21 protein-coding genes and 1 pseudogene are annotated in these 17,522 nt (G+C 68.6%); 10 read left to right on the top strand and 12 right to left on the bottom strand.

Annotation, left to right across the window (positions count from 1 at the left end; genetic code table 11):
* Positions 1-86 precede the first annotated feature (86 nt).
* A complete protein-coding gene (locus ACTICP_RS01430) occupies positions 87-644 on the top strand; it encodes a peptidylprolyl isomerase (protein WP_441888778.1) in 558 nt (185 codons plus the stop codon).
* Between the two features lie 22 nt (positions 645-666).
* On the top strand, positions 667-1,557 hold the full coding sequence (locus ACTICP_RS01425) for a rhomboid family intramembrane serine protease (protein ID WP_441888776.1): 891 nt from the start codon (positions 667-669) through the stop codon (positions 1,555-1,557).
* Between the two features lie 170 nt (positions 1,558-1,727).
* On the opposite strand, the gene ACTICP_RS01420 is transcribed toward ACTICP_RS01425, so the two are convergent.
* On the bottom strand, positions 1,728-1,967 hold the full coding sequence (locus ACTICP_RS01420; RefSeq protein ID WP_441888774.1) for a cell division protein CrgA: 240 nt from the start codon (positions 1,965-1,967) through the stop codon (positions 1,728-1,730).
* Positions 1,968-2,045: 78 nt separating this feature from the next.
* Between ACTICP_RS01420 and ACTICP_RS01415 the strand changes: the two genes are divergently transcribed.
* The 3 genes from ACTICP_RS01415 to ACTICP_RS01405 are packed head-to-tail and all read left to right on the top strand — an operon-like array spanning position 2,046 to position 3,644.
* The gene (locus ACTICP_RS01415) at positions 2,046-2,837 is read left to right on the top strand and encodes a class E sortase (RefSeq protein WP_441888772.1); all 792 of its coding nucleotides are present in this window, start codon (positions 2,046-2,048) and stop codon (positions 2,835-2,837) included.
* Between the two features lie 10 nt (positions 2,838-2,847).
* Positions 2,848-3,003: a hypothetical protein gene (locus ACTICP_RS01410; protein ID WP_441888770.1), complete on the top strand. Its 156-nt coding sequence runs from the start codon at positions 2,848-2,850 to the stop codon at positions 3,001-3,003.
* Entirely contained in the window at positions 3,000-3,644 is a 645-nt protein-coding gene (locus ACTICP_RS01405; protein WP_441888768.1) for an anthranilate synthase component II, read from the top strand. The genes ACTICP_RS01410 and ACTICP_RS01405 overlap by 4 nt, the downstream gene beginning before the upstream one ends.
* 1 nt (position 3,645) lies before the next feature.
* Here the strand turns inward: ACTICP_RS01405 and ACTICP_RS01400 are convergent, their stop codons facing one another.
* The 4 genes from ACTICP_RS01400 to ACTICP_RS01385 are packed head-to-tail and all read right to left on the bottom strand — an operon-like array spanning position 3,646 to position 6,089.
* Positions 3,646-4,116: a MogA/MoaB family molybdenum cofactor biosynthesis protein gene (locus ACTICP_RS01400; protein ID WP_441888766.1), complete on the bottom strand. Its 471-nt coding sequence runs from the start codon at positions 4,114-4,116 to the stop codon at positions 3,646-3,648.
* Positions 4,113-4,583, bottom strand: a complete 471-nt coding sequence (moaC, locus tag ACTICP_RS01395) for a cyclic pyranopterin monophosphate synthase MoaC (protein WP_441888764.1) — start codon at positions 4,581-4,583, stop codon at positions 4,113-4,115. Before moaC ends, ACTICP_RS01400 begins: the two co-directional genes overlap by 4 nt.
* Positions 4,576-5,838, bottom strand: a complete 1,263-nt coding sequence (locus ACTICP_RS01390; RefSeq protein ID WP_441888762.1) for a molybdopterin molybdotransferase MoeA — start codon at positions 5,836-5,838, stop codon at positions 4,576-4,578. Before ACTICP_RS01390 ends, moaC begins: the two co-directional genes overlap by 8 nt.
* A gap of 2 nt (positions 5,839-5,840) precedes the next feature.
* A complete protein-coding gene (locus tag ACTICP_RS01385; protein ID WP_441888760.1) occupies positions 5,841-6,089 on the bottom strand; it encodes a MoaD/ThiS family protein in 249 nt (82 codons plus the stop codon).
* 97 nt (positions 6,090-6,186) lie between these two features.
* Here ACTICP_RS01385 and ACTICP_RS01380 point away from each other — a divergent pair, with 97 nt between their 5' ends.
* The gene (locus tag ACTICP_RS01380; protein WP_441888758.1) at positions 6,187-7,350 is read left to right on the top strand and encodes a ThiF family adenylyltransferase; all 1,164 of its coding nucleotides are present in this window, start codon (positions 6,187-6,189) and stop codon (positions 7,348-7,350) included.
* Positions 7,347-7,760 (top strand): molybdenum cofactor biosynthesis protein MoaE, encoded by a 414-nt coding sequence (locus tag ACTICP_RS01375; protein WP_441888756.1) that lies wholly within the window; start codon positions 7,347-7,349, stop codon positions 7,758-7,760. Before ACTICP_RS01380 ends, ACTICP_RS01375 begins: the two co-directional genes overlap by 4 nt.
* 3 nt (positions 7,761-7,763) lie before the next feature.
* On the opposite strand, the gene moaA is transcribed toward ACTICP_RS01375, so the two are convergent.
* The 5 genes and pseudogenes from moaA to ACTICP_RS01350 all read right to left on the bottom strand — a co-directional run.
* Positions 7,764-8,822: a GTP 3',8-cyclase MoaA gene (moaA, locus tag ACTICP_RS01370; RefSeq protein WP_441888754.1), complete on the bottom strand. Its 1,059-nt coding sequence runs from the start codon at positions 8,820-8,822 to the stop codon at positions 7,764-7,766.
* Between the two features lie 38 nt (positions 8,823-8,860).
* Positions 8,861-9,949, bottom strand: a complete 1,089-nt coding sequence (locus ACTICP_RS01365) for an ABC transporter ATP-binding protein (protein ID WP_441888752.1) — start codon at positions 9,947-9,949, stop codon at positions 8,861-8,863.
* A complete protein-coding gene (locus ACTICP_RS01360; protein WP_441838712.1) occupies positions 9,946-10,758 on the bottom strand; it encodes an ABC transporter permease in 813 nt (270 codons plus the stop codon). The genes ACTICP_RS01365 and ACTICP_RS01360 overlap by 4 nt, the downstream gene beginning before the upstream one ends.
* A 56-nt stretch (positions 10,759-10,814) precedes the next feature.
* On the bottom strand, positions 10,815-11,621 hold the full coding sequence (gene modA, locus ACTICP_RS01355) for a molybdate ABC transporter substrate-binding protein (protein ID WP_441888750.1): 807 nt from the start codon (positions 11,619-11,621) through the stop codon (positions 10,815-10,817).
* Positions 11,618-12,040, bottom strand: a pseudogene (locus ACTICP_RS01350) (TOBE domain-containing protein); the annotation flags it as partial. The gene modA and the pseudogene ACTICP_RS01350, both read right to left, overlap by 4 nt.
* A 167-nt stretch (positions 12,041-12,207) precedes the next feature.
* On the opposite strand from ACTICP_RS01350, the gene ACTICP_RS01345 reads away from it, so the two are divergent.
* The 3 genes from ACTICP_RS01345 (at position 12,208) to ACTICP_RS01335 (ending at position 15,722) form a co-directional block, all read left to right on the top strand.
* Positions 12,208-12,738, top strand: coding sequence for a nucleoside deaminase (locus tag ACTICP_RS01345; RefSeq protein ID WP_441888748.1), 531 nt, complete (start codon positions 12,208-12,210; stop codon positions 12,736-12,738).
* A 66-nt stretch (positions 12,739-12,804) separates the two neighbouring features.
* Positions 12,805-14,268, top strand: a complete 1,464-nt coding sequence (locus ACTICP_RS01340) for an NCS2 family permease (protein ID WP_441888746.1) — start codon at positions 12,805-12,807, stop codon at positions 14,266-14,268.
* A 269-nt stretch (positions 14,269-14,537) separates the two neighbouring features.
* Positions 14,538-15,722 carry an MFS transporter gene (locus tag ACTICP_RS01335; RefSeq protein ID WP_441888744.1) on the top strand — a complete coding sequence of 395 codons (1,185 nt, stop codon included), beginning with the start codon at positions 14,538-14,540 and terminating at the stop codon, positions 15,720-15,722.
* Positions 15,723-15,868: 146 nt separating this feature from the next.
* On the opposite strand, the gene ACTICP_RS01330 is transcribed toward ACTICP_RS01335, so the two are convergent.
* Together ACTICP_RS01330 and xdhC are read right to left on the bottom strand one after the other, a co-directional pair.
* Positions 15,869-16,672, bottom strand: coding sequence for an SDR family oxidoreductase (locus tag ACTICP_RS01330; protein ID WP_441888742.1), 804 nt, complete (start codon positions 16,670-16,672; stop codon positions 15,869-15,871).
* Entirely contained in the window at positions 16,669-17,520 is an 852-nt protein-coding gene (xdhC, locus tag ACTICP_RS01325) for a xanthine dehydrogenase accessory protein XdhC (RefSeq protein WP_441888740.1), read from the bottom strand. Before xdhC ends, ACTICP_RS01330 begins: the two co-directional genes overlap by 4 nt.
* Positions 17,521-17,522: the final 2 nt, after the last annotated feature.

Genomic DNA, 17,522 nt, shown 5'->3' with positions numbered 1-17,522 from the left:
GAGTACGGGTTCCCCATCTTGCCAGACGAGTCTGGATAGAGGGAGAGAGTGGGCCATCTCATACGAAGCTCTGAGAGAATATATGCATGCCTCAGCACTCTCACGTCGCAACTCTGCACACCAACCACGGCGACATCGTCGTCAACCTCTACGGCGACCACGCCCCCAAGACCGTCAAGAACTTCGTCGGACTCTCCGACGGAACCCAGGAGTGGACCGATCCCGCCACCGGCAAGCCCGGCGAGGGCGCCCTGTACACGGACGTCATCTTCCACCGCATCATCCCGAACTTCATGATCCAGGGCGGCGACCCGCTCGGTCAGGGCGTCGGCGGCCCCGGGTACAACTTCGACGACGAGATCAACACCGAGCTCGACTTCAACGAGCCCTACATCCTCGCCATGGCGAACGCCGGCCTGCGCCGCAACGCCATCACGGGCAAGGCGGAGGGCACGAACGGCTCGCAGTTCTTCATCACCACCGACCCCACGCCGTGGCTGATGGGCAAGCACACGATCTTCGGCGCGGTCGCCGACGACGCCTCCAAGAAGGTCGTCGACGCCATCGCGGCTGTCCCCACTGCCGCCGGCGACAAGCCGATCGAGCCCGTCGTCCTGCAGTCGGTCGACATCGCCGCCGTCTGAATCCTGCCCCTGGCCGATCCGGATGACGTCCCCTGAGTTCGCGAGCAACAGCGACAACTTCTGCTACCGCCATCCGGATCGGCAGAGCTTCGTGCTCTGCCAGCGCTGCATGCGCACGATCTGTCCCGAATGCCAGACCCAGGCCGCCGTCGGCGTCATCTGCCCGGAGTGCATGGCCGCTGAGCGCAAGAACCGCACGCCTGCGCAGAAGCGCGCCCAGCGGCGCTGGGGCCGGCGCTCCACCGCGGTCGCCGCACCCGTGCAGTCGGGCCGGCCTCTGGTCACGTACGGCATCATCGCCGTCACGGCATTCTTCGGCCTGCTGCAGCTGATCCCCGGTCTCGACATCACCGGCATGCTGCTGTTCGCGGCGGGCTACCTGTACCCCGACCTCTCCGGATTCCCGTTCCAGCCCTGGCGGCTGGTGACGGCCGCGTTGGTGCACAGCGGAATCTGGCACATCGGCCTGAACATGCTGGCCCTGTGGATGCTGGGTCGCAGCCTCGAACCGATGCTCGGCCGCTGGCGGTTCCTGATCCTGTACGTGCTCGGCGCCGTCGGCGGATCCGTCGCCGTGGCGATCATCGCCCCCGGCACCCCGACCATCGGTGCCTCCGGTGCGGTCTTCGCGCTGTTCGGAGCACTGCTCGTGATCGGGCTGCACATGGGCGCGAACATGACCGGGCTGTTCGTGCTGCTGGGCATCAACCTCGTCATCGGCTTCATCCCGGGCTTCAACATCGCCTGGCAGGCGCACCTCGGCGGCGCCGCTGTCGGAGCACTGGTCGGTCTCATCATCCTGCGCACCCGAAAGCGCTCGCAGCGCACCTGGCAGATCCTGTTGCTGGTCGCTCTCACGGTGCTGCTGCTGGCCGCAGTCTTCATCATTCCGCCGCTGCTGATCCTGGCCTGAGCACCCGGTCAGAAGTCATTAACAGGTGTGGATGCGCCTGTGAATAACATCGGTGTAATTCTCCCCATGTGTGTACAACCCTGTGGATAACTCGCGCGCTCTCGCGCGCCCGGACCACCCGGGCAAGAAAAAAGCCCCCCGGCATCAGCCGGAGGGCGAGAGAGAGCGGATCAGCGCCAGCGCGTGGTCATCAGGAACCCGATGAGTGCGATGCCGAGACCGATGGCGAGGTTCCACGACTCGATGCCGGGGATCGGGAACTGCATGCCCGAGATGTAGAAGACGAGGATCCAGACGAGCCCGAGCAGCATGAAGCCGAACATCACCGGCTTGAACCACACGGGGTTGGGGGCCTGCTCGCCCTCTGCGCGCTCGACGAGGGGATCTTCGCTCTTGCGATCACGTGCCATGCAGCCATTCTACCCATGAGCACCCGTTCTCAACGCCTCGTCGGGTGACGGCAATCTTCGCCGGATAGGATCACGCGTATGAGTGCATCTGCGGCGCAGCCGACCCGGCGCGAACGTCGTCGGCGTCGGCGCTCCCGGGCGACGTTCACGAGTGTTCTCGGCGAGCTCCTCCTGACCGCCGGCGTGCTGGTGATGCTGTTCGTGGCCTGGCAGATGTGGATCGGCGACATCATCATCGGCGCCCAGAGCAACAGCGAAGGGCAGGCGGTGTCGCAGGAGTGGGCCGAGCTCCCCGCCCCCGAACCGCCGCCGGTCATCGAAGAAGACGACGGCGACGTCCATTACGAACCGCCGCTGCTCGAGCATCCCGAGAACGGGATGAAGTTCGCCCAGATGCTCATCCCCCGCTTCGGCTCCGACTACAACGTCGCGATCGCGGGCGGAACTTCCCGCCCGACGACGCTCGACAACGGCTGGATCGGCGTCTATGACCAGTCCGTCATGCCCGGGCAGGTCGGCAACTTCTCCATGGCCGGTCACCGCACCACCTGGGGCGCACCCCTGAACCGCATGGACAAGTTGCGCCTCGATGACGCCATCGTGGTCGAGGCGCCCGAGGGCTGGTACACCTACCGGTTCCGCACCCTCGAGTACGTCACACCCGACGCCGTCGACGTGCTGCTGGATGTGCCGCAGGTGCCCGAGGCGGCCACCGGTGAGCGCTATATGACCCTCACGGCATGTTCGCCGCTGTACTCGCTCGCCGAGCGCATCGTGGGATACGCCGTGTTCGAGGGCTTCCAGCCGCGAACAGAAGGCGCCCCGGATTCCCTCGATCCCGTCGACGAGATCGCACCCCCGTCCATCTAGGAGATCTGACATGTACGCAGCGCTCTGGCGCATCCTCCCCGGCCCGTGGTGGCTGCGCGTGCTGATCCTGCTCGTCATGGTCGCCGCGATCCTCTACGGTCTCTTCTTCTACGTCTTCCCGTGGGTGAGCCCGCTCATCACGCCCGGCGAGGTCGACCTGGAATGACTACGCGCGTGCTCGTCGTCGACAACCACGACAGCTTCGTGCACACCCTCGTCGGCTACGTGCGCGAGCTCGGCGGTGTCGTCGACCTGATCGAGGCGGATGCTGCGGATGCGGCCGGCTTCGCCGACCTGATCCCCCGCTACGACGGCGTGCTGCTCTCCCCCGGCCCCGGTCGCCCTCGGGATGCCGGAGCATCCGTCGACGTCGCGCTGCTGTGCGCCCGACTGCAGACACCGTTGCTCGGCGTCTGCCTCGGACACCAGGCGATCGGCGCGGCCTTCGGCGTCGAGGTCGCCGAAGCTCCGGAGCTCATGCACGGCATGGTGTCCGAGATCGATCATGACGGATCGGCGCTGTTCGACGGCATCCCCTCGCCGGTGGAGGTCGGTCGCTATCACTCCCTCGCACTCGCCGAAGCCGACCTGCCCGCTGAGCTCACGGTGACGGCGCGGACGGCATCCGGAACCGTCATGGCGATCGCGCACGGTTACCTGCCGATCACCGGCGTCCAGTTCCACCCCGAGAGCGTGCTCACCCAGCACGGGTACCGGTTGCTGGCGAACTGGCTGGCGTCCATCGGCGATTTGCACGCTGTTCCCGCGTCTGCGTCACTGCATCCGCTTCGCGCTGCGAGCGCCTGACTCAGTGATCGCCGCCGGCGAGCTGATCGAGCAGGTGATCGAGCACGCCGCCGAGCACCGCGAGTCCGTCGCGCACTCCCCCGCTGGAACCCGGCAGGTTCATCACCACGGTGCGTCCCGAGACGCCGGCCCGCCCGCGCGACAGCAACGCCGCGGGGGTCTTCTCGGCACCGCGCCGCCGCTGTTCTTCTGAGAGGCCCGGAAGCTCAGCATCCAGCACGGCGAGCGTCACCTCGGGTGTGCGGTCATCCGGCGACACCCCGGTGCCCCCGGTGGTGAGCAGCACGTCGGGGTTCTCGGCCAGCACCTGCGGCAGCGCCGTGGCGATGTCGGCGTCGGCCACGACGACCGGCTCGGGCGTCTCGAAGCCGCGCTCGACGAGCCACTCGCGGATCACGGGCCCGGTGCGGTCGGTGTACTGCCCGGCGGCCGCGCGCGTGGAGACGACGAGAACCCGGGCGCTGCGCGTCATTCGGCCGACCAGTCGCCGCTCTTGCCGCCGGATTTTGCCAGCACCCGCACATCGGTGATGACGGCGCGGTTGTCGACGGCCTTGATCATGTCGTAGAGCGTCAGGGCGGCGACGTTCGCAGCGGTCAGCGCCTCCATCTCGACGCCGGTGACGCCGTTGGTCACGGCGGTCGCCGTGATCGTGACCCGGTCGCCGGCGGGCTCCAGGTCGACGGCGAGCTTGGTCAGCGGCAGCGGATGGCACAGCGGAATGAGATTCGAGGTCTGCTTGGCGGCCATGATGCCGGCCAGCCGCGCGGTGCCGAGAGCCTCGCCCTTGGGCAGCGACCCGTCGGCGATGCGCGAGACGACCTCGGCGGTCGTGACGAGCACGGCCTGCGCGCGGGCTTCACGGCGGGTGACGGGCTTGTCCGTGACGTCGACCATGTGCGCCGAGCCGTCTGCCCGCAGATGCGTCAGGTCACTCATCGATCCTCCAGACCTCCACCTCGGCGCCCTCCGGGAGCGCATCGACGCCGATCGGAATGTGTGCCAGCACCGTCGCACGCGCGTAGTCGTGCAGCAAGTGCGAGCCCGGGGCTCCCACCTCGACCGTACCGTCCGCGCGCAGCGCGCCGCGTCGCACCTGGTGCTTGCCGCGGGGCGACGTGATCGCGTGCGCCAATGGAGCCCGTGCCACCCGTCGCAGTGGCGAGAGACCAGCCACGTCGCGCAGGAACGGCCGCAGGAACATCTCGAACGACAGCAGCGCCGAGACAGGGTTGCCGGGGAACGCGATCACCGGAACGCGGCGACCGTCGGCAGTCTCGATCGCGCCGAACCCCTGCGGTCCGCCGGGCTGCATGGCGATCGGCCCGAACGCGACGCCGGCGTCGGTGAGGGCGTCGCGCACCACCTCGAACGCACCCGCGCTGACTCCCCCGGCCGTGATGACGAGGTCGACGGCGGGATGCCGGGACAGCTCGGCGAGGACGGCGGATGCCTCATCGCGCACGGCAGCGCGGACGACCATCGCACCCGCCTCGTGCAGCGCGGCGGTCAACGACGTCGTATTGGCGTCGTAGATCTGCCCCGGCGCCAGCTGCTCCCCCGGCGCACGCAGCTCGTCGCCGGTCGAGAGCAGCAGCACCTGCGGCCGCGGCCGGACCGGCACCTCGGCGACCCCCGCGGCGGCCAGCGACCCCAGCTGCACGGCGTCGAGCCTCGTGCCGGCCACCAGGATCACATCCCCCACCGCGAGGTCGGCGCCAGCCGGGCGGACGTAGGTGCCAGCATCCACGGGTGCGGTGAACGCGACCGTCGTCCCGGCGGGCGCGTCGTGGCTCGCACCGCCGATCCCGACGAAATGCGGTGGATCGGCGTGCTCGATGGGTATGACGGCATCCGCTCCCCGCGGGATGGGCGCCCCGGTCATCACCGGCGATGCGGTGCCGGCGAGGTGCGTGCCGATGCCGTCGCCGGCCGCGCTGGTCTCGCCGACGGTGAGCGTCACGGGTTCCGTTGCGGATGCTGTCGACACATCACCGCTGCGCACGGCATAGCCGTCCATCTGCGAGTTCGCGAACGGCGGCACGGAGCCGGGACTGGTGACATCGACCGCCAGCAGCCGCCCACGGGCGTCGTCGAGAGCGACGTGCTCGGCGCTCGCCGGATCGGCGAGGCGCACGCTCAGCGGGTGCAGCAGCTCGGCGATGTCGCGGGTGTGATCGGCAGGCGTACGCATCGTCATCCGCCGGCGAACTGCGGCAGAACGTCGACGGCTGTACCCACAGAGCGCGAGCGATCCGTGCTGACGGTGCCGTCGATGAGGAATGAACCCGAACGCAGCACGCGCGCCATCGGCTCACCGTACGATGCCAGCAGACGATCGTGCAGATCACCGAGCGTCGCTGCGGAATCGAAGGCAAGAGTCTCCTGCTCGCGATCGGCGGCCTCGGCCGCGGCCGCGAAGTACCGCACTGTCACATCCGCCATGACCCCGATCCTACCTGGGCCACACGGGAATCCGCATTACGAAAAAGTGATTCCGTGATATGGATACCACCGATCATGCACCACGTAGACTGAACGCATGATCCCGCTCGTCGAACCGGGGCCGGTGCTGGAGCCGGCACGCCTCACGCGCTACAGCCGGCAGCTGATGCTGCCCGGGTTCGGCGAAGACGCTCAGCGGCGGCTGCGCGCCGCACGCGTGCTCGTCGTCGGCGCTGGGGGACTGGGCAGCTCCGTCGTGCCGACCCTCGCCGCCGCCGGCGTCGGCACCATCGGTGTGGCCGATGACGATCTCGTCGAGCTGTCGAACCTGCACCGCCAGCTCAGCCACGGCGTCGACGACATCGGCACGCGCAAGACCGCGTCTCTGGCTGCGACGGTCCGTGCGATCGACCCTGATTGCCGCGTGATCGCGCACGACGTGCGCTTGACGTCGTCGAACCTGCCCGAGATCCTCACCGGCTACGACCTCGTGATCGACGGCAGCGACAACTTCCCGACCCGCTACCTCGTCAGCGACGCCACCGCCATCGTCGAAAAACCCCTGGTCTGGGGATCAATTCTGCGCTTTCAAGGCCAGGTGGGGGTGTCGTGGCAGGGGCATGCACCGACCTACCGTGACCTCTTCCCGTCACCACCACCCGCCGACGAGGCGCTCTCGTGCGAGCTCGGCGGCGTGCTGCCGAGCCTGTGCCCGGCGATCGGGTCCCTGCTGGCCACCGAGGCGATCAAGCTCATCACCGGAATCGGCGAACCGCTCCTCGGCCGCGTCCTCGTCTACGACGCGCTGCGGGCGAGCACGCGCGAGATCCGCTACGCCACACCCGAGGACGCGCCGGTCATCACCGAGCTCATCGACTACGACCTGTTCTGCGGCATCGACGCGGATGCCGACGACGCTGCCGTCTCTGCTGCCGAACTGCTTGCGCGGCTGCGCGCGGGGGAGCAGCTCACCTTGGTCGATGTGCGTGAGAGCGACGAGCATGCCGAGCGGCGGATCGCCGACAGCATCCACCTGCCTGTCGGTGCGATCGACGCGGGACGCACCCCGGATGGCACCGGCGCGGTGATCGTGTACTGCGAACGAGACCCGCGGTCGCGACGAGCGGTGCGCGAGCTGCGACACCAAGGGATCGAAGCGCAGTTCCTCGCTGGCGGCATCCGCTCGTTCGTGGACGTCGGGGGAGAGGTGCTCCGCGGCGATGTCGAGAAGGACAGCGCCCGGGTGAAGGAGCCGGTATGACCGACGTGACGGCGATCATCTCCGACCAGCCGTTGGACGAAGGACTGGTCCGCGCCGCCGTCGGCGGCGATGCGGACGGCGCGGTGGTGACCTTCTGCGGTGTCGTGCGCGACCACGACGGCGGCAAGGCGGTGCGCTCGCTGGACTATCGCGCACACCCCGAGGCCGAACGCTTCCTCCGCGAGATCGTCACGCGGGTCGCAGCCGAGACCGGACTGCACATCGCCGCGGCCCATCGCACCGGCGACCTGCGCATCGGTGACGTCGCGCTGTACGCCGCGGCATCCGCCGGACACCGCGCTGAGGCGTTCGCCGCCTGCGAGCGGCTGGTGGAGGAGATCAAGAGCGGCGTGCCGATCTGGAAGCGTCAGCACTACGACGACGGCGTCTCGGAGTGGGTCGGGCTCTGAGGTTCAGCCCCCGATGTAGCTCATCTCAATCCGATCGCGCGCCTGACGGAGTTCGGGCGTGAGCGAGGAGCGGATCTCGGAGTAGCGGTCGTCGCGTGCTCCCCAGATGGAGGCCATCGCTGCGGCGAGCTCGTCGTCGTCGGCTCCGCCGCGGAGAAGTGCGCGCAGGTCGTGTCCTTCGCTGGCGAACAGGCAAGTGAACAGCTTGCCCTCGGTGGAGATTCGCGCACGGTTGCAGGTTCCGCAGAAGGCGTTCGTCACCGACGAGATGACGCCGATCTCGCCACCGCCGTCGCGGTAGCGCCAGCGCGTAGCGACTTCGCCGGGCACCTGCGGAGCGACCGGCTCGAGGGGGAAGACCGTGCCGATGCGCTCGATGATCTCAGCGGACGGGACGACTTCGTCGAGCGACCAGCCGTTGCTGGTGCCGACGTCCATGTACTCGATGAAGCGCAGGCTGTACGGAGTGTCCTTGAAGCGCGCGGCCATGTCGAGGATCTCGCCGTCGTTCATGCCGCGCTTGACGACCATGTTCAATTTGATCGGGCCGAGCCCGGCTTCGTGGGCCGCGTCGATGCCGGCCAGCACGCGCGACACGGGGAAGCGCACGTCGTTGATGCTCTGGAACAGCGCGTCGTCGAGCGAATCGATCGACACCGTGACGCGGGTGACCCCGGCCTCCTTGAGGGCTGCGGCCTTCACGCCGAGGGCAGAGCCGTTGGTGGTCAGGGCGATGTCGAGCGGATCGCCCTCGGGGGTGCGAAGGGCGGCGAGGCGGGCGATGAGGTCTTCGATCCCGCGGCGCAACAGCGGTTCACCGCCGGTGAGGCGCAGTTTGCGCACGCCGTGAGCGGCGGCGATGCGGCTGATCCGCTCGATCTCCTTGAAACTCAGCAGTTCATTCCGATCAAGGAATGCGTGGTCCTTGCCGAATACCTCTTTCGGCATGCAGTACACGCAGCGGAAGTTGCAACGGTCGGTGACCGAGATCCGCAGGTCGCGCATCGGACGGTCACGACGGTCGCGGAGGCCGGTGGATGGCATCCTGAGCGCGGTGGACATCGTCGTCACCTCCTTCGAGTAGGCAACCGTAGCACCCCTCAGCCGTGTGCGCGCACCGAGACATCAGCGGGGGAGAGGGCGAAGGAGAGACGTGCGCCCGGACGCACGCCGACGCTGACGGCTGTCGACGACGAGCAGTCCACCGCGATGTCTGGGTGCTCGAGGGTCGTGATCCGGACACCGCCAGGGATGGGTTCGAGCGAGTCCACGGTCCCGGCCCAGTGGATGCCGTCGACAGCGGTGCCGATACGAACGGCGCCGGGGGCGAACACGGCCGACATCTCGTCGCCTACCGTTGCGCCCGCGAGCGGCGGGAACACGATCTGCGCACCGGCGACGCCGGGGGCACCGGGGTGCACGAGCCGGCCGTCGGCATCCGCCCGCCCGGTCACGAGGTTGACGCCGGCGAGAGCGGCGACGAACGCCGATCCCGGGTGACCGAGCACGTCACGGGTGGTGCCCTCCTGCACCACCTCGCCATCCTGAAGTACGGCGGTGCGCTCGGCCAGCACGACGGCGTCGAGCACATCGTGGGTGACGAGGATCATCGGAATGCCTCGGCGATCGCGCAGCTCAGCGATGAGCCGGCGGGCCTGGGCCGCCGTCTGGGCATCGAGGCCGGAGAACGGTTCGTCCAGCAGCAGCGCACCGGGACGCGCGGCCAGAGCGCGGGCGATGGCGACGCGCTGCTGCTGTCCACCCGACAGTTGCGCGGGGCGGCGATCCTCGAACCCCGACATGCCGACCTCGTCCAGCAGAGCGGCCGCTTCGGCACCGGCCTCCGAACGTCCGCGGCCCTGTGCGAGCGGTCCGAACGCGACATTGTCGAGCACGGAGAGGTGCGGGAACAGCAGCGAGCGCTGACCGAGCAGTCCGACACGACGGTGCTCGGGCGGCACCAGTCGCCCGTTCGCGGCGTGGAGTTCGGCGTCACCGAGCCGGATCGTTCCTGCGACGTCGTGCACGTGCCCGGCGATGGCGCCGAGGAGGGTCGACTTGCCGGCACCGTTCGGCCCCAGCACGGCCAGGATCTCACCCGGTTCGGCACGAAGCTGCCCCCGTAGCGCGAAACCGCCGACGCGGGCTCGGACATCGACGCGGAGAGCCGAGCCCGGACCGCCACTCATCGGACGGCTCCGGGCCGCCACCCGCGCATGAGCACGAGAACGGCGATGGCAACGAGGATGAGCATGAGCGACAGCGCGATCGCGGTGTCTTCGCGTACGCCGGCGCCGTTGAACGCCGTGTAGATCGCGAGCGGCATGGTGCGGGTCACCCCGGGGGAGTTGCCGGCGAACAGCGCGGTGGCGCCGAATTCTCCCAGCGCCCTGGCGAAGCACAGCACGGTGCCCGCGAGGATGCCGGGGGCTGCCAGCGGCAGCGTGACCCGGCGGAACACCGTGAGGCGGCGCGCTCCGAGGCTCGCGGCCACCCGTTCGTGGGCCGTGTCGATCGTGCGCAGCGCCCCCTCGACGGAGATCACGAGGAACGGCAGGGCTACGAACGCCTGGGCGATGACGACCGCGGCGGTCGTGAACGGAATCCGCACGCCGAGCACGTCGAGAGCGCCGCCGAGCAGGCCGTTGCGGCCGAGCAGGGCGAGCAGGGCAATGCCGCCGACCAGCGGCGGCAGCACGAGCGGGAGCGTGGTGAGGGTGCGCAGCGCCGCAGCGATGCCATTGCTGCTGCGGGCGATGAGCATCGCGAGTGGGATGCCCAGCAGCACGCAGATGACCGTGGCGATGGATGCCGTCAGCAGCGACAGCCCGAGCGCCTGGAGCGCTTCGGGCGAGACGACAGCATCCATCAGCTCGGACCACTGCAGGCGCGTGAGGAGCGCGATGAACGGCAGGACGAGCAGCACTGTGCCGATCGCGGCGGGCACCAGCAGCCAGACCGGCAACCGCCCCGGCGCCGACCGCGAGGGACGGAGCAGAGGCGGCTGGACGGTCCCGACCGGGGTCACGGGGACCGAGGACACAGGGCTTTGGGTCACGGTGCTCCGAAGCCGAACGAGTCGAGCACGTCCTGACCGGCGGGGGAGAGCACGAACTCGACGAACGCCGCGGCGAGCTCGGGGTTCTGGGCATCGTCCAGTGACACCAGCGGATACACGTTCACGGCATCGTCGGCGTTCGCGATCTCAACGCCTTCGACCTCGTCGCCGGCGGCGGTGACATCCGTGCGGTAGACGAGCCCGGCATCCGCCTCACCGGACTTGACCTTCGAGAGCACGGCGGTGACGTTCTGCTCTTCGCTGGCCGGGGTGATCATGATCCCGGCCGCGTCGATCAGCGTCTTCGATGCGTTGCCGCACGGCACCTCGGCCGCGCAGAGCACGACGGTCAGCGGTTCGGATGCCGCGCCGTCGGCAAGAGAGTCCAGCCCCTCGATGCCGAAAGGATTATCCGGAGTGACGGCGATCTCGAGGGTATTCGTGGCGAACGGCTCGGCGGACTCTGCGAGACCGGCATCCGTGACCTTCGCCATATTGGGCTCGTCGGCCGAGGCGAACACATCGGCGGCGGCGCCCTCGATGAGCTGGGTGGCCAGCACAGAAGAACCGTCGTACGTGACCGGCAGCACCTCGGCGCCGGGATTGGCGGCCTCGAAGTCGTCGGCGAGCTGGTCGAACGCGCCCGACAGCGAGGCTGCCGCGAAGATCGTGAGCTCGCCGCTGAGGCCGGTGTCGGAGCCGGAAGCGTCCGCGGTGTCCGGGGTGCTCGACGCGCAGCCCGTCAGAGCGAAAGCTGCAGTGACGACGAGTGCCGCGACGCCGCGGAACGGGGACAGCTTCATGCGTGGGGTTCCTTTTCCGTTTCGAGAATGACCATGGTCGCTTTGACCACGGCGACGCTTTTGGAGCCGACCTCCAGCCGCAGATCGCGCGCGGCCTCGGCGGACATCAGGGAGACCACGCGATGGGGGCCGCTCTGCAGCTCGACCTGGGCCATCAGACCGTCGACGGCGACCTTCGTCACGAGGCCCACGAAGCGGTTGCGCGCGCTGCTGCGGACCTGCCCGACGTCGGCTGCGTCGAGCGCCATGGACTTGGTGTGCTCTGCGAGTTCTGCACCGTCGACGACCTGGACTCCTGCGGCGTCGTGAGACACCGAGAGGATGCCGCTGTGCACCCAGCGCCGCACGGTGTCATCGCTGACTCCGACGAGCTCTGCCGCTTCACTGATCCGAAAATGCGTCATAACAGCGACTATAACGGCGCATCTGCGGAAACGCTAGACGCATTCTCGCCATGCGGAAGTGCAATTCCAAAAAGTGTGGACGGCGAGGGATATCGCTGTTATCGTCGTTCACGCCGTAACGCACCTCACGCGGGTGTCGGAATCGGCCCGTGAACCTCGAGATGAAGCAAGGAAGCTCTCCCATGCATTCCATTGGAATTACGTCATCCGCATACGCCGTCCCGGCGGACGCCGACCCCCAGGCAGCCCAGTACCTCGCCCACGCGATCGACCTCGCCACCGAGAACGTGCGCAACGAGGGCGGTCCTTTCGGTGCCGTGGTCGTCGCCGCCGACGGTCAGGTCTTCGAAGGCGTCAACCGCGTCACGGCAGACCTGGACCCCACGGCCCACGCCGAAGTGCAGGCGATCCGCAACGCCTGCAAGAGCCTGGGCACGTTCGACCTCACCGGAGCCGTGCTGTACACCAGCTGCGAGCCCTGCCCGATGTGCCTGGCCACGTCCCTGTGGGCGCGCGTCGACCGGGTGTACTTCGCCGCGAACCGCCACGACGCCGCCGACGCTGGCTTCGACGACGCCCTCTTCTACCGCTACTTCGAAGGCGACGCCGGTGACCGGGAGATCATGCCCGTCGCCCAGGAGCTCATGCCGCCCACGCAGCGTGTCGAGCCGTTCACCGAATGGACCAGACTCTCCACCCGCACGGAGTACTGAACCGTACGGAGCACCTCACCACAGCGACCCGATCGCGCAGCATCCTCAGAGCAGGAGAGAACAACGATGTCTCAGACCGCCACTGTCCGCGAAGATGCGGACACCCCCGAACCCGATATGAAACTCAGCCCGCTCGATCGCTTCTTCGAGATCACCAAGCGGGGCTCCACGGTCGCGCGCGAACTCCGAGGCGGCCTCGTCACCTTCGTGACGATGGCCTACATCGTGATCCTCAACCCGCTGATCCTCGGGGGCGTCGCCGACGTCGAGGGCTTCACCCTCGACGGTGCGCAGATCGGTGCAGCCACCGGACTCACCGCCGGCGTCATCACCATCCTGTTCGGCCTCGTCGCCAAGATGCCCTTCGCGCTCGCCGCGGGACTGGGCATCAACTCGTTCCTCGCGGTCGCCGTGGTCGGCAACGTCACCTGGGTCGAAGCTATGGGCCTGGTGATCATCAATGGCATCATCATCGTGCTGCTGGGAGCCACCGGCGCCCGCACCGCGATCTTCCGGGCGATCCCGCAGCCGCTGAAAGCCGCGATCACCGTCGGCATCGGTCTGTTCATCGCGTTCATCGGGTTCGTCGACTCCGGCTTCGTCAATCGCACGCCTGCCGGTCCGCCGGTGCAGCTCGGCGATGGCGGTTCGATCGCCTCGGTGCCGACACTGATCTTCTTGTTCGCCCTTGTACTGATCGGTGTGCTGGTCGCACGCCGGGTACCCGGCGCCATCCTCATCGGAATCGTCGTGTCGACCGTCCTCGCGATCATCGCCCAGGCGACGCTGCAGCTCGGTTCGAGCGCAGAGAACCCCGGCGGGTGGCACATGACGATCCCCGAGCTGCCCTCGGCGATCCTCACGATCCCCGACTTCGGGCTGGTCGGACAGTTCGACCTCTTCGGCGCCTTCGGCCGCGTCGGCATCCTGTCGGCGACCATGCTCGTGTTCACCCTCGTCTTCACGAACTTCTTCGACGCCATGGGCTCGATGACGGGGCTGGCGAAGAACGCCGGACTCGCGCACAAGGACGGCACCTTCCCGCGACTGCGCTCTGCGTTCATCGTCGAGGGCTTCGGCGCCATCGCCGGTGGTGGAACGTCGTCGTCGTCGGCCACCGTCTATGTCGACAGTGCCGCCGGCATCGGTGAGGGCGCGCGTACCGGACTCGCCTCCGTCACCGTGGGCGTGCTGTTCCTGCTGTCGATGTTCTTCACACCGCTGACATTGACGGTGCCCATCGAGGTCGGATCGGCCGCGCTCGTCGTGGTCGGAGCGATGATGATGGCGCAGATCAAGGAGATCAACTTCACGAAGTTCTCCGTGGCGCTGCCGGCATTCCTCACGATCGTGACGATGCCGCTGACCTACTCGATCGCCAACGGCATCGGCATCGGCTTCGTCTCATGGGCGCTCATCAACGCACTCTCCGGTCGCGCCCGCAAGGTGCACTGGCTGCTGTGGGTGGTCGCCGCCGGCTTCGCACTGTACTTCGTACGCGGACCGATCGAGGCCCTGCTCGCCGGCTAATCCGGTAGCTCACGCGCCCGGCCCGCCTCGTGCGGCCGGGCGCGCGTGTTTCCGCGTTGCGTGTGGTGCCGCTTGGCGTTGCCGTCGGTATGCGGGAAGGAAAACGCGGCTGGGAACGCGCCGGAAGCCGCGAAAACCTTCTAGCACCGGCCCGGATGCCGGATGCCGGATGCCGAATGCCAGATGCCGGATGCCGGATGCCGAAATGCGGATGCCGGGGCACGAGGGTGCGGCGGCCGACTCCCGGCCACGGATGAAAGGATGAGCGGATGCGATCGGTGTCGGTATGGCGGGAACCGGGCATGCCCGCTCTCATCGGCATGGTCCTCGCCGGGTTCTCCGGATACTCGCTGCTCATGCCCATCGCGCCGCTCTGGGCCGCACGCGGGGGAGCGGACGAAGCCGGAGTCGGCGCGGTCACCGGCGTCTTCATGCTGTTCACCGTGCTGGTGCAGTTGTTCGTCCCCGCGGCGCTCCGACGATTCGGATGGACGCCGGTGCTCGTCGCCGGTCTCATTCTGCTCGGAGCACCCTCACCCGCTCATCTGCTGTCGGACGAGCTGCTGCCGATCCTCGGCCTCGCCGCTGTGCGCGGTGCCGGCTTCGCCATCCTCACCGTGTGCGGCAGCAGCGCCGTCGCCGAGCTCGTCGAACCGGCGCGCCGCGGTCGGGCGATCGGCGCCTTCGGCCTGGGGATCGCGGCACCGCAGGTGCTGCTGCTGCCCGCTGCCCCGTGGCTCGCCGAGCACCTCGGCCCCGCACTCGTGTTCGCCGTCGCGACGATTCCGATCGTCGGCATCGTCTTCGCCGTGCCGCTGGGCCGCCGGCTCGATGCTCTTCCGCCGCATCCGGAACCCGAGCACGCGCACACCGGCCTGCGACGCTATCTCGGACTGCTCCCACCGATGCTCCTGCTGCTCGGTGTGACCCTGGCCGGCGGCGCGCTCATCACGTTCGTGCCGCAGTTCGAGATCCCGGCGCTCGCCGCGACCATCGGACTGCTGCTGCTCACCGGACTCGCCGCGCTGTCGCGCTGGGGCGTCGGCCACATCGCCGACCGCGTCGGCGCTGCACGCATCCTCTGGCCATTCGTCATCATCACGGCGGCGGGCATGACCCTGATCGCCTGGTCGGTGGCGGGCGCCGAGCGCACCGCCGCCCTGCTGGTCGGCATGGCACTCGTCGGCATCGCGTACGGCGCGCTGCAGAACCTCACGCTCGGCGTCGCATTCGAGGCCGTTCCGCGCCGCGACCAGGTCGTTGCGAGCGCCGTCTGGAACATCGGCTTCGATGCCGGCACCGGGCTCGGCGCCGTGGTCGTCGGAGCACTGGCTTCGGCATTCGCATTCCCGCCGGCGCTGCTCGTCGCCGCTGCGCTGTCGTTGCTGACGCTGCCGCTTGCGTTCCTCGGGCTCCGTGACCGACGGAGACCGAAGGTTCCCATCGGGGCGTGACGCTTCGACTCGTCGCCTTCGACTCCTCGCTCAACGCGTTCCGTCTGCGCGGCCCGTGGCCGCTTCGCTCAACGACCCGCGGGGTGCGCTGGTCGTTGAGCGAAGGCGGCGGAGCCGTCGGAGACGAAATCTGGCAGGTGAATGCCTCAGCCGCGGCCGATGTACGGCATCCCGGCAGCCGTGACGGTGAGTTGGGGCACGCTCACCTCGACCGGGAGCTGCGCGAGACCGACGACGAGACCGGCGACGTGCGCGACGTCGAAGGCGGGCTCCGGTCGTCGCGTCCCGTCGGCCTGCAGCGCACCGTCGCCGACGAGCTTGTCGATGAGGTCGGTGCGGGCGTTGCCGATGTCGAGCTGCGTGGCCGTGATGCCGTGCGGGCGACCGTCGAGCTCGATCGACTTCGTGAGTCCCGCGATCGCGTGCTTCGTCGTCGTGTACGCGACCGACAGCGGCCGCGGCGTCTGCGCCGAGATCGATCCGTTGTTGATGATCCGCCCACCCTCCGGATGCTGCGCCCGCATCTGCCGGAACGCCGCACCCGCGCACAACACAGCGCCGGTGACGTTGACGGCCCAGGTGCCCTGCCAATCGTCCCGGCTGAGGTCGCCGACATTCGCCGACGGGCCGAACACTCCGGCGTTGTTGATCAGCACGTCGAGACGGCCGAACCGCTCGGCGTGCCGGGTGAACAGAGCCTCCACTTGCGCAGGGTCGGTCACGTCCGCAGGAACGATTAGTGCGCGGTCTGTGGTGGGTGTCAGTGACGCCGTCTCGTCGAGAGCAGACGCCCGCCGACCGGCGAGCGTCACGCCGAAACCTGCATCGAGCAGCGCCAGGGCGATCGCGCGGCCGATGCCGGAGCCCGCGCCGGTGACAAGGGCGTTGCGCGAGCGCCTCGAAATGGCGGGGGTCGTGCTCTGGTTTCGACTCGCCTGCGGCTCGCTCAACGCGTTTCGTCTCGCTTCGCTCGCTCAACGACCCGCCGCCGGTCCCCAGCGGCCGCCTCATCGATGAGCTGCAGGATGCGGGCCGCCACGCTGACGGCGATCACGGCGGGCTGCTTACCGCCGACCTCGGGGACGCCGATGGGCGTGATGACCCTGGCGAGAGCATCCTCGTCCTGACCGAGGTCCGCGAGCTTCTTCCGGAAACGGGACCACTTCGCCGCAGACCCGATGAGACCGATCGATCCGATGCCGTCGGCGCGCAGCGCCTGGTCGACGATCGCGAGGTCCTCGACGTGGTCATGGGTCATCACCAGCACGTGCGCGCCTTCGGGCAGGTCGGCCAGCGCCGCCTCGGGCACGGGCGCATGCACAGTGTGCACTCGGGCGACGGCATCGTCGAGAGCGGCGGTGCGCGAAGAATCGAGCATCTCGGCACGCGAATCGACGAGGTACAGATCGATCTCATGGCGGGCGAGGATGCGCGCCAGTTCGATGCCGACGTGACCGATGCCGAACACCGCCACCGACGGCACGACCCTGACCGGTTCCAACAACATGGTGACCTCTCCTCCGCAGCACTGCACGCCGTACTCGACGGTTGCCTTGTCACTCAGCGTGAGGGTGAGCACCTCGGGCTCCTCGGCGCCCGAGGCGATGAGCTCGCGCGCCTTCTGCGTCGCCGTCGCTTCGAGATTCCCGCCGCCGACCGTGCCGAACGCGCTGTCGGCTGCGACGACCATCTTGGCTCCGCCGTTGCGCGGTGCGTGCCCGCGTACCGTGACCATCGTCACGAGCACGGCGGCCGTGCGCTCAGCACGAAGCCGCTGCAGGGCATCGAGCCAGTCCATGG

The organism is Microbacterium sp. (assembly GCF_052102115.1).
Taxonomy (GTDB): domain Bacteria; phylum Actinomycetota; class Actinomycetes; order Actinomycetales; family Microbacteriaceae; genus Microbacterium.
This window is presented reverse-complemented; position numbering and strand designations above follow the sequence as displayed.